Consider the following 10,990-nt stretch of genomic DNA (forward strand, 5'->3'; position numbering starts at 1 on the left):
CCCCTCGGCGTTCTTGGAAGACGGTTGCGCGCCGCAGTTGGCCGAGCTTTCCATGTTCCCGCCTACCGTTACACCGGCATAGGTCGGTGAGCAGTCCCCGCTTGTAACTGCCTCGTTGGATTTCACTGAGCTCGATACCGGTGCGGAAGCGGCATTTTCAGGGGCGACCCCAAGGCTTTTATACGCGAGGAAGAGCCCTCCTACGACACTGGCGGCGGCAAGAGCCGCGGCCGCTGCAGGCCACCAACGCGGCATCCCCCGCCGCGCGCTGAGCACCCCAAACATCAAAGACAAGGCGAACCCCGCCAGCCCTGCCGGTTCGGTGACCACCTTCGTCCAATCCATAATCGTACCTCCGGCAAGAGCGCGTTTTGGCCTTTGTGAACAACCGATTCCTCCAGTTAAGTATTGGTCACTTTTTCTTTCGCTGTTGCACTGGCCGACGGGGAGAAGGCTGATCATTGAAAACGGCCAAGCCCTGGACTTTTTGAACGTTGCGTCCAACTGGGAAGACTTGGTCAACCGTGCGCGACCGTCGGGAGATGTACCGGAAAGACGGGGAGGAATGCAGCCCCATCGACGTGCGCTACTGGTGTGAGCAACTATGGCGGTTTGAATTAAGTAAACTATCTCGCCGCTTGCGAATGAGCGATCCTGGCCGATAGCGCCAATCCTCAATGCCCGGTACCGGACATTGAGGATTGCCCGCAACCGCGAAGGCATGAACGGCAGGAATGGCCGATGATCTGCCGACCGACCCCGAAGAATTAATGACCGCTTCTGTACCTTGAAAGCTGCGGTCGAGGCGGAACTCGTTTGAGCGGCGGCAGTGGGTCGGTTATCGTCCCCGGGTGGTCGGCGCAGACTGGCACTCCCTTCACCTGAAAGGAGATCGTCATGGAAGCGACAACCGTTGTCAGCGCGGGACGTGTGCCCTGGAACAAAGGCAAGTTAACGGGCCAGAAGCCGCCGCTGAAACTGAAGGAGATCTGGGCAATCAGGACTCGTCTGCAACTGGCAGCCAGAACACGCGATCTTGCGATGTTCAACCTGGCCATCGACAGCAAGTTGAGAGCGTGCGACCTGACCAAACTGCGAGTGCGTGATATCTGCCTTGGTCAGCGCGTTGCGTCACGGGCTACGGTGATGCAGCAGAAAGCGCAACGGCCGGTTCAGTTCGAAATAACCGAGCTAACCAGAGATGGTGCGGAAGCGTGCATTAAGGCAGCAAGACTGTCGCCTCCCGACTTTCTGTTCCCAGCACCGAGCCGCATTCACGAGTCGCCACACCTTTCGACGCGTCAATACGCCCGCCTGGTGCATCGCTGGATAGAATCGATCGGGCTTGACCCGGAGCGCGGCAAGCCTCGTCCTTCCAGGGCGAGGAAGGATAGCGCGGGCGCCGAAGGCGTCCATTGCGGCCGTTAGTGTGGCGTTTGCTGTTGTTCAATGTACTGGCGGATGATCTCAATGGGCGCGCCGCCACAGCTTCCGGCGAAGTAGGACGGCGACCATAGCGCACCGCCCCACAGTTTGTGCCGGATGCTGGGGTAGTTTTTCTTGCGTATCACGCGACTGGAAACGCCTTTCAGGCTGTTCACCAACGCGGACACCGATACCTTGGGCGGATAGTTCACCAGCAGGTGTACGTGATCATCCTCGCCGTCGAACTCAACGAGCTCCGCCTCAAAATCCGTGCACACGCTCGCGAAGAGTCCGCGCATATGGTCCAGGATCTGTTTCGTGAAGACGCCACGCCTATACTTTGTCACAAAGACCAAATGGACATGCATCAAGAATACGCAGTGGCGGCCGCGTCGAATATCGTGGTCAGGAGTCATGGACCAATAGTTTACTTTCACGCATGGAACGCCTGCAAGCCTACAAATTCGAACTGATTCCCACCGGCGAGCAGACGCGCAAGATGCGCCGCTTCGCCGGCGCGTGCCGGTTCGTCTATAACAAGGCGTTGGCGTTGCAGCAGGAGCGCTATGCGGCCGGCGAGAAGAAGCTCGGCTATCCTGGCCTGTGCAAGCTGCTCACCGGGTGGCGCAACAGCGCGCAAACGCCCTGGCTTGCCGATGCGCCCGCGCATCCATCGCAGCAGGCGCTAAAAGATCTCGAGCGCGCCTATACGAATTTCTTCGAGAAGCGGGCAGCCTTTCCGCGTTTCAAGCGCAAGGGCATCGGGGATAGCTTCCGGTTCCCGGACCCGAAACAGGTCAAACTCGAGCAGGGCAACAGCCGTCTGTTTCTGCCAAAGCTCGGCTACATCCGCTACCGCAAGAGTCGGTCCGTGCTCGGCGAGGTGCGCAATGTCACGGTCAGCCAGTCTGGCGGGAAGTGGTTCGCCAGCATCCAGACGCAGCGCGAAGTCGACGTACCATTGCCGACTGCCACAAGCGCGATCGGCATAGACGTCGGAATCGCACGCTTCGCCACGTTGAGCGATGGCTCGCACGTCGCCGCGCTCAACAGCTTCAGGAAGCACGAGCAGCGCCTCGCCAGGTACCAGCGGCACATGGCGCGCAAGAAGAAATTCAGCCGTAACTGGAAGAAAACGAAGGCCCGCGTGCAGAAGATTCACACTGACATCGCGAACGCCCGCAAAGACTTCCTGCACAAAGCTTCTGCAACGATCAGCAAAAACCACGCGCTCGTATGTATCGAAGACCTGCAGGTGCTCAACCTGGGCAAGTCGGCAAGGGGCAGCATTGAGGCGCCGGGCAAGAAGGTCCGGGCAAAGGCCGGGCTCAATAAGTCTATTCCCGACCAGGGCTGGCGCGAATTCCGGCGCCAACCCGAGTACAAGACGGCCTGGTCCGGCGGCCTGCTGCTCGCGGTACCGGCGCACAACACGAGCCGCACGTGCCCGTGCTGCGCACACGTGGCGAGGGAGAACCGGAAGACTCAAGCCCGGTTCGCGTGTGTGTCGTGCGGATACGGGAATCACGCCGACGTGGTCGGTGCAATCAATATTTTAGAGCGCGGACAGCGCTCGTTAGCCTGTGCTGATTCTTCGCCTGAGGTAAGGGCGTCGTGGCAGGAACCCGCCGAAGCGACTACGTAGCGCATCACGTAGCGCAGTAGAATCCTCCCCCTTCCCGGCCTTCGGCCGGCAAGCGTCAGCGAGAGGGGGAGGAGGATGTCAACATTCGTTCAAGCCCCCTTTGCAACTCCCTATCTGTAAGGACTATCGCAGCTCGGGAGGACTGCTGTTGGTGTGAAGCATGGCCGTGGAGCCCGTGTCGGAGCAATTGGATCCCTCGCTCGCTGACTCGAGTAGACGTGTTCATGGTCTTCTTGCGCAGGTGACCGGAGCATGATTCTGTGCTCGGGTGAGCGGCGTTGCCCGACTCAACGCGCCGGACAGTATATCGGCTAGGCATTCGTCGTATCCCCTGCGAGGTGCGGGTCTGCATGGCCGGTAAACTTTGGAGAGCTGCCGTTCATGTCGCGCAACTTCCAACGTTTGGAGAGGGTCGCGTGCCGCCGATCGCAGCCTTGGGAGGCTCGGGCCGCGCATGCTGATTACATGAGGCGGCACACGGCCAAACCGCGACCCATTTCATGCCGCCGATGTTAGTCGGATTCCGGAGCCGCAGACGACCAAGCTCGATGCCAACGAGCAAGGCAGGGCCGGAGCTTACCTAAAAGCCTCACGGCTGCGCGCGACGGATCAGACGATCCCGGCGAAGCGTTGCTCCAGATAGGCGATGATGGCGTTGGATTCGTACAGCCATCGCGACTGGCCATCTTCTTGAATATGCAGGCAAGGCACTTTCACCTTGCCGCCGCCGGCCAGCAGACGACCCCGTTGCACAGGGTCGTTTTTGGCGTCGTGAAGCGTCATAGACACATTCAGACGATGCAGGGCTCGCCGGGTCTTGACGCAGAAGGGGCACGCATGGAACTGATACAGCGACAGCCGCGCCGCTTCTTTTTCCACCATTGCCTGGCCTTGCGTCGAACGACGTTGCGGGCGCGGGCGAGTGACGGCGTCGCCGAGTAAAATCAACCGGCCGAGACCGATACGCAGGGCTTTCATCAACATAGAGACTACCTTGAACGGCGAATGGGAGCGGGCAAGTCTACTCTTTTCAAGATCCGACTGCTCCCGGCCTAACAAAGGCTATCGCGATGGGCAGCGTACGACCCTAGCCGGGCCGGCCGCGATGGTCGGGAGCGGCCATCTACGGTCATTCCCTCACTTCGCTACAACGTCATTCGAGCGGCGGTTGCTGCGCCCTTAACGGCCGTTGACTAGACAATGCGAGAGGCGAAATGCTGGCTTGATGGTAGGAGGCACGCGGTGCACAACGTGCAGCTATGCGCCTGATGAATGAGCGCGTTGATTGAGAATAAGGCTTCCTGAAGTATCGCCATTGGCTCGCCAAAACTATCTATTTGCACACAAGCCAAAGGGTTTGTCCGCTGGTAAAAAAATGACGCGACGCCAGGTGCGGATATGATGGCGGGGTTTCCAGCAAGCTCGCTGCGTCCTTGCCAGCCACTAGCCCGCCTATGCCAACGACTCCAATCAAGCCCGAAGACCGGAGACCTGACGGACTTCACGATCTGCGCGTGACCAGGTGCGGGTTTCTGCTGCTCGATAACTTCTCTTTGATTGCGCTTGGTGCAGCGGTCGATCCGCTGCGGATCGCCAACATGATCATCGGCCGGCGCGTCTACGACTACCAGTTGATCTCGACCGGCGGCGGATACGTGCAGTCGAGCGACGGCATCCGTGTCCTGTCCGACGCGACGATCGCCGATCCTGGGTCGTTCGACGCGGTGTTCGTCGTCGGGCCCAATCCGATCCCGCACAGGGGGATCGGCGCGCTGCTCGACTGGCTGCGGCTTCACGCGCGCAAGGGTACGGCGCTGGGCGGCCTCGACACCGGGAGCTACTTTCTCGCGCGCGCGGGGTTGTTGAACGGTTATCGATGCACGATCCACTGGGAAGATCAGGACGTGCTGCTGGGGCAGTTTCCCGGGTTGATCGTGTCGAACCGTCTGTATGAAGTCGATCGCGACCGCTACACGTGCAGCGGCGGCGTGGCGCCGCTCGACCTGATGGTGCACCTGCTCGGCATGCCGCCGGGCAGCCGGTCGCTTGCCGCGCGCGTACTGGAATTGCTGGTGGCCGAGCAACGCGGTCCTGAGCAGCACCAGCGTACGTCGCTGCGCCAGTACATGGGCGCCGAACATGTGAAGCTCGACGAGGCCCTTCAGATCATGGAGAGCAATGTCGAAGAGCCACTTTCGGTCGCTGAGATCGCGGCTTTCCTGGGCGTCTCGCAGCGGCAACTGGAGCGCTGGTTTAACGACCGGCTCGGCAAGACGCCCGCCCAGGCTTATGTGGAGATTCGTCTGTTGCGCGCCCGCCAATTGCTGTACCGCACCGGTCAGCCGCTCGAAGAGGTCTGCGCACGCACCGGCTTTACGTCGATGACGCATTTCGCGACGCGTTACAAGGCGCAGTTCGAGATATCCCCGATCGCCGACCGCAGGCGTTATCAGAACGCGCTGTAAGCGCTGACGGCGATCGCCTTCGTTCATCCTGCGCATTACGGCGCGGGGCGAAGCACGTGCGTGCGCCATGCCGGCGCACTGCCCCATCGCTGCGTTGCAGCCAATCGGTTGACGGACCTGCCGGAAGTGCCGGCGACGATTGCCGTGGTAAACCCTTGATGGCGAAATCGGAAACTATAGAGTCGTATTTAGAAATCTTAAAAAACGCCGAACTCCTATCATCTGCTCACACCCACCGACCATTTTCACCAAGGAGCGAGCGCATGAAACTGGAGAATCTGATTCGAATCGAGAACGGCGAAAAGGTGAAGCACACCTTCTCGGAAGCCGAGTACGCCAGCCGCCAGGGCAAGCTTCGTGATCTGCTGGCGCGCGAGAACATCGACGCCGTGCTGTTCACGTCGTATCACAACCTCAACTACTACGCAGACTTCCTGTACTGCTCGTTCGGCCGTAAATACGGGCTGGTGGTCACGCAGAAAAAGGTCGTGTCGATCTCGGCGAACATCGACGGTGGCCAGCCGTGGCGCCGCACGGTCGGTGACTACAACGTGGTCTACACCGACTGGCAGCGCGACAACTTCTTCCGTGGCGTGCAGCAGGAAATCGAGAACAAGGGGCGTGTGGGCATCGAGTTCGATCATGTGCCGGTCGATGTGCTGGCCAAGCTGAAGGCCGCATTGCCGTCAGTCGAATTCGTCGACATCAGCGCGCAGACGATGCGCATGCGCATGATCAAGTCGGCCGAGGAAATTGCGGTCATCACGCACGGCGCGAATGTCTGCGACGTGGGCGGTGCGGCGCTCGCTGCGGCGGTTCATGAGGGGGTGCCCGAACACGAGGTCGCACTCGCGTCGACCCAGGCGATGGTCCGCGAGATCGCGCGCCGCTTTCCCGATTCGGAACTGATGGACACGTGGACGTGGTTCCAGTCAGGCATCAACACGGACGGCGCGCACAATCCGGTGACGACGCGCAAGGTGCAGAAGGGCGACATTTTGAGCCTGAACTGCTTCTCGATGATCGCCGGCTATTACACCGCACTCGAACGCACGATGTTCTTCGACCACTGCTCTGACGCGCACCTGCGTCTGTGGAAGGTCAACGTCGAAGTGCATGAGGCGGGGCTGAAGCTGATCAAGCCGGGCGCACGCTGCAGCGATATCGCGCACGAACTGAACAAGATCTACGCGGAGTACAACCTGCTGCAGTACCGCACGTTCGGTTATGGCCATTCGTTCGGCGTGCTGTCGCATTACTACGGGCGCGAAGCGGGGCTCGAACTGCGCGAAGACATCGACACGGTGCTTGAGCCGAACATGGTGATTTCGATGGAACCGATGATCATGCTGCCGCAAGGCCTGCCGGGTGCGGGCGGCTATCGCGAGCACGACATCCTGGTGGTCGGCGAGAAGAGTGCGACCAACATTACCGCATTCCCGTACGGTCCGGAGCACAACATCATCAGGGCCTGATGCGGCCTCGTTCGAATCACCCTGCGGCTACGGCCGCAGGCACCCCAGGATGCTGCAGGAGACGCTTCAATGTTTTCGAAAGAACAGACCATCGCCGGGTTCGATCCGGAACTCCACAGTGCGATGCGCCTTGAGCGCCAGCGCCAGGAAGACCATATTGAGCTGATCGCATCGGAAAACTACACCAGCCCGCGCGTGCTCGAGGCGCAAGGCTCGGTGCTGACCAACAAGTATGCAGAAGGCTATCCCGGCAAGCGCTACTACGGTGGTTGCGAACATGCCGATGTGGTCGAGTCGCTCGCCATTGCACGTGCAAAGCAGCTTTTCGCCGCCGACTACGCGAACGTGCAACCGCACAGTGGCTCGCAGGCAAACGCCGCTGTCTATCTGGCGCTGCTCACGCCGGGCGACACGATACTCGGGATGAGTCTCGCACATGGCGGCCACCTCACGCACGGGGCGAAAGTGTCATTCTCCGGCAAAATTTACAACGCAGTCCAGTACGGGGTCGATGCGAAAACCGGTCTGATCGACTATGACGAAGTCGAACGTCTCGCGGTCGAACATGAGCCAAAGATGATCGTCGCGGGTTTCTCAGCCTATTCGCGAGTACTCGATTTCGCTCGTTTTCGGGCGATCGCGGACCGTGTCGGCGCCTATCTGTTCGTCGATATGGCGCACGTCGCCGGACTGGTCGCAGCCGGGCTGTATCCGAATCCGCTGCCATTCGCCGACATCGTCACGACGACGACCCACAAGACATTGCGCGGCCCGCGCGGCGGCCTCATCCTGGCGAGAGCCAACGAAGAGATCGAAAAGAAACTCAATTCGATGGTCTTTCCAGGCACCCAGGGCGGCCCGTTGATGCATGTGATTGCAGCAAAGGCTGTCGCGTTCAAGGAAGCGCTCGGCGCGGAGTTCGTCGATTACCAGAAGGAGACGCTGGCGAATGCGCGCGCGATGGTCACGGTATTCATCGAGCGCGGCTACGACGTGGTGTCCGGCGGCACCGACGATCACCTGTTCCTCGTGAGCCTGGTCTCGAAGGGGATCACCGGCAAGGATGCGGATGCCGCATTGGGCCGCGCGCACATTACCGTCAACAAGAATACGGTGCCCAACGATCCGCAATCGCCATTCGTGACGAGCGGTATTCGGATCGGCACGCCGGCCATCACGACGCGCGGATTCAGGCAAGCCGAAGCGGTGCAGACAGCGGCACTGATCTGCGACGTGCTCGACAACCTCGGCGACGCGCAAGTCGAGGAGCGGGTCCGCAAACAGGTGGCGCAACTGTGTGCTCGCTTTCCCGTGTATCTGGGACTCTGAGAGAAAACCATGAACGTCAGCACCTTCGATCTCTTCAAGATTGGCATCGGGCCATCGAGTTCTCACACGGTGGGCCCGATGATCGCGGCCTGCCGGTTCGCCTCACGGATGCGCGATGGCGGCACGCTTGATCGCGTTCACGCGATTCGCGCCGACCTGTTTGGCTCGCTGGGTGCAACGGGCAAGGGCCACGGCACCGATAAAGCCGTGCTGCTCGGGCTCGAGGGAAACCTGCCCGATACGATTGATCCCGACTACGTCGAGCAGCGCCTCGCGCAGATACGTGCGTCGAAATCGCTTGAGATTGCGGGTGTCCAGCGGATCGACTTCGATGAGAAGTTGCAACTGACGTTCCTGCGTCGCGAGGTGTTGCCGTTTCACCCGAACGGCATGCGCTTTACCGCATTCGATAAACAGGGCGCGGTGATCGACGAGCAGGCCTATTACTCGGTCGGCGGAGGCTTTGTTGTCGATGATGCGGGGGATCGTCTGAACGGTGCGCACGGCAAGAAACAGGTTCCCTATCCGTTCAAAACCGGTGTGGACCTGCTGCGCCTTTGCGGAGAGAGTGGTCTGTCGATCGCGCAGATCATGCTCGAAAACGAGTCGACATGGCGGCCGTCGCATGTCGTGTGCGAGCAGCTCCTGACGATCCGCAATGTGATGGCCGCCGCGATTGCGCGCGGTTGTTCGATAGAAGGCGCATTGCCCGGTCCGCTGAAAGTCAAGCGGCGCGCGGCGCAACTGTATCGCCAGTTGAAGTCGCAATCAGAAGAAAGTCTGCGCGATCCGCTGTCGATGATCGACTGGATCAACCTGTACGCAATGGCGGTGAACGAGGAAAACGCCGCTGGCGGGCGCATCGTGACCGCACCGACTAATGGCGCCGCCGGGATCATCCCGGCCGTGCTGCAGTACTACATGAAGTTCGTGCCGGGTGCGAACGATGATGGCGCGGTGACCTTTCTGCTGACCGCGTCCGCGATCGGCCTGCTCTACAAGGAGAATGCGTCGATCTCCGGTGCGGAAGTCGGTTGTCAGGGCGAAGTCGGCGTGGCGTGTTCGATGGCCGCTGCGGCGCTTGCAGCCGTGATGGGCGGGTCGCCGGAACAGGTCGAAAACGCCGCCGAAATTGGCATGGAACACAACCTGGGCATGACCTGCGATCCAGTTGGCGGTCTTGTTCAGATTCCGTGCATCGAGCGTAACGCGATGGGCGCAGTCAAGGCTGTGAACGCCGCACGCATGGCACTGCGCGGCAACGGTAAGCACTACGTGTCGCTGGATAAGGTCATCAAGACGATGCGTGAGACAGGCGCCGATATGAAGACCAAGTACAAGGAAACCTCGCGCGGGGGCCTCGCGGTCAACGTGATCGAGTGTTGAGGAGACAGATGATGAACCGGTATTCGATATTCAGTTTGTTGCGCAACGGGTTGTCGTATCACGAGAACTGGGAGCGCGCATGGAAGAGCCCCGAGCCGAAGAAAGAGTACGACGTGGTGATTGTCGGTGGCGGCGGGCACGGTCTCGCGACGGCGTACTACCTCGCGAAGGAACTCGGGGTGCGTAACATTGCGGTCCTGGAAAAGGGCTGGATTGGTGGCGGCAATACCGCGCGCAATACAACGATCGTGCGCTCGAACTATCTGTGGGACGAGTCGGCCGCCCTGTATGAAAAGGCTCTGCAACTGTGGGAAGGCCTTTCGCAGGACATCAACTATAACGTGATGTTCAGCCAGCGAGGTGTGATGAACCTCGCGCATACCCTGCAGGACGTGCGCGACACCGAGCGACGCGTCAACGCGAACCGGCTGAACGGCGTCGATGCGGAATTCCTCACGCCGGCACAGATCAAGGAGATCGTGCCGGTGATCAATCTTCAGAGTCGCTATCCGGTGCTGGGTGCATCGTTTCAGCGTCGGGCTGGCGTTGCGCGACACGACGCCGTGGCGTGGGGCTATGCGCGCGGCGCCGACCAGCACGGCGTCGATATCATCCAGAACTGTGGCGTGACAGGCATTCGCCGCGCCAATGGCGCCGTGGTCGGCGTCGATACCGTCAAAGGCTTCATCAAGGCGAAGAAGGTCGCGGTGGTCGCAGCAGGCAACAGCAGCGTACTCGCGGAGATGGCCGGAATCCGCCTGCCGCTTGAGAGCCATCCGCTGCAGGCGCTTGTTTCCGAGCCGATCAAGCCGATCGTCAATACGGTGATCATGTCCAACGCGGTGCACGCGTACATCAGTCAGTCGGACAAGGGCGATCTGGTGATCGGAGCCGGCGTGGACCAGTACACCGGCTATGGACAGCGCGGTAGTTTCCACACCATTGAAGGCACGCTGCAGGCCATCGTCGAAATGTTCCCGGTGTTCTCGCGCGTGCGAATGAACCGGCAGTGGGGCGGGATCGTCGATGTGTCGCCCGATGCCTGTCCCATCGTCAGCAAGACTGACGTGAAAGGACTGTACTTTAACTGCGGCTGGGGAACGGGTGGCTTCAAGGCTACGCCGGGTTCGGGCTGGGCCTTCGCGCACACGATTGCCAACGATTCACCGCATCCGCTGAATGCGCCATTCTCGCTGGACCGGTTCTATACCGGCCATCTGATCGACGAACACGGCGCAGCAGCGGTCGCGCACTAACCAGGGAGA

General features: G+C 60.6%; 9 protein-coding genes. 7 read left to right on the forward strand and 2 right to left on the reverse strand.

Annotation, left to right across the window (positions count from 1 at the left end; genetic code table 11):
* The first annotated feature begins 897 nt into the window (after positions 1-897).
* The gene (locus HF916_RS00240) at positions 898-1,428 is read left to right on the forward strand and encodes an integrase (protein ID WP_431311371.1); all 531 of its coding nucleotides are present in this window, start codon (positions 898-900) and stop codon (positions 1,426-1,428) included.
* Here HF916_RS00240 and tnpA read toward each other — a convergent pair.
* Positions 1,425-1,841, reverse strand: coding sequence for an IS200/IS605 family transposase (gene tnpA / locus HF916_RS00245; RefSeq protein ID WP_168788925.1), 417 nt, complete (start codon positions 1,839-1,841; stop codon positions 1,425-1,427). The two genes, HF916_RS00240 and tnpA, sit on opposite strands and share 4 nt — an antisense overlap.
* Positions 1,842-1,864: 23 nt before the next feature.
* On the opposite strand from tnpA, the gene HF916_RS00250 reads away from it, so the two are divergent.
* A complete protein-coding gene (locus tag HF916_RS00250) occupies positions 1,865-3,070 on the forward strand; it encodes an RNA-guided endonuclease InsQ/TnpB family protein (protein ID WP_168787370.1) in 1,206 nt (401 codons plus the stop codon).
* A gap of 609 nt (positions 3,071-3,679) precedes the next feature.
* Here HF916_RS00250 and HF916_RS00255 read toward each other — a convergent pair.
* Positions 3,680-4,054: a glutaredoxin family protein gene (locus HF916_RS00255; RefSeq protein ID WP_168787371.1), complete on the reverse strand. Its 375-nt coding sequence runs from the start codon at positions 4,052-4,054 to the stop codon at positions 3,680-3,682.
* A gap of 470 nt (positions 4,055-4,524) precedes the next feature.
* On the opposite strand from HF916_RS00255, the gene HF916_RS00260 reads away from it, so the two are divergent.
* The 5 genes from HF916_RS00260 (at position 4,525) to HF916_RS00280 (ending at position 10,981) form a co-directional block, all read left to right on the forward strand.
* On the forward strand, positions 4,525-5,535 hold the full coding sequence (locus tag HF916_RS00260; protein WP_168787372.1) for a GlxA family transcriptional regulator: 1,011 nt from the start codon (positions 4,525-4,527) through the stop codon (positions 5,533-5,535).
* Positions 5,536-5,798: 263 nt separating this feature from the next.
* A complete protein-coding gene (locus HF916_RS00265) occupies positions 5,799-7,010 on the forward strand; it encodes a M24 family metallopeptidase (RefSeq protein ID WP_168787373.1) in 1,212 nt (403 codons plus the stop codon).
* Between the two features lie 69 nt (positions 7,011-7,079).
* Positions 7,080-8,339 (forward strand): serine hydroxymethyltransferase, encoded by a 1,260-nt coding sequence (gene glyA, locus HF916_RS00270; RefSeq protein WP_168787374.1) that lies wholly within the window; start codon positions 7,080-7,082, stop codon positions 8,337-8,339.
* Positions 8,340-8,348: 9 nt separating this feature from the next.
* Complete coding sequence (locus HF916_RS00275) at positions 8,349-9,725, forward strand: L-serine ammonia-lyase (RefSeq protein ID WP_168787375.1); 1,377 nt, start codon at positions 8,349-8,351, stop codon at positions 9,723-9,725.
* A gap of 11 nt (positions 9,726-9,736) precedes the next feature.
* Positions 9,737-10,981 carry a sarcosine oxidase subunit beta family protein gene (locus tag HF916_RS00280; protein ID WP_168787376.1) on the forward strand — a complete coding sequence of 415 codons (1,245 nt, stop codon included), beginning with the start codon at positions 9,737-9,739 and terminating at the stop codon, positions 10,979-10,981.
* The last annotated feature ends 9 nt before the right edge of the window (positions 10,982-10,990 follow it).

The organism is Paraburkholderia aromaticivorans (genome assembly GCF_012689525.1).
In the GTDB taxonomy this organism is placed as follows: domain Bacteria; phylum Pseudomonadota; class Gammaproteobacteria; order Burkholderiales; family Burkholderiaceae; genus Paraburkholderia; species Paraburkholderia aromaticivorans_A.

What these genes read in the sequence shown, in the direction of transcription:
- HF916_RS00265 (WP_168787373.1), top strand. Translation starts at nt 5,799, where the DNA reads ATGAAACTGGAGAATCTGATTCGAATCGAGAACGGCGAAAAGGTGAAG.
- glyA (WP_168787374.1), top strand. Translation starts at nt 7,080, where the DNA reads ATGTTTTCGAAAGAACAGACCATCGCCGGGTTCGATCCGGAACTCCAC.
- HF916_RS00280 (WP_168787376.1), top strand. Translation starts at nt 9,737, where the DNA reads ATGAACCGGTATTCGATATTCAGTTTGTTGCGCAACGGGTTGTCGTAT.
- HF916_RS00250 (WP_168787370.1), top strand. Translation starts at nt 1,865, where the DNA reads ATGGAACGCCTGCAAGCCTACAAATTCGAACTGATTCCCACCGGCGAG.
- HF916_RS00240 (WP_431311371.1), top strand. Translation starts at nt 898, where the DNA reads ATGGAAGCGACAACCGTTGTCAGCGCGGGACGTGTGCCCTGGAACAAA.
- HF916_RS00255 (WP_168787371.1), bottom strand. Translation starts at nt 4,054, where the DNA reads ATGTTGATGAAAGCCCTGCGTATCGGTCTCGGCCGGTTGATTTTACTC.
- tnpA (WP_168788925.1), bottom strand. Translation starts at nt 1,841, where the DNA reads ATGACTCCTGACCACGATATTCGACGCGGCCGCCACTGCGTATTCTTG.
- HF916_RS00275 (WP_168787375.1), top strand. Translation starts at nt 8,349, where the DNA reads ATGAACGTCAGCACCTTCGATCTCTTCAAGATTGGCATCGGGCCATCG.
- HF916_RS00260 (WP_168787372.1), top strand. Translation starts at nt 4,525, where the DNA reads ATGCCAACGACTCCAATCAAGCCCGAAGACCGGAGACCTGACGGACTT.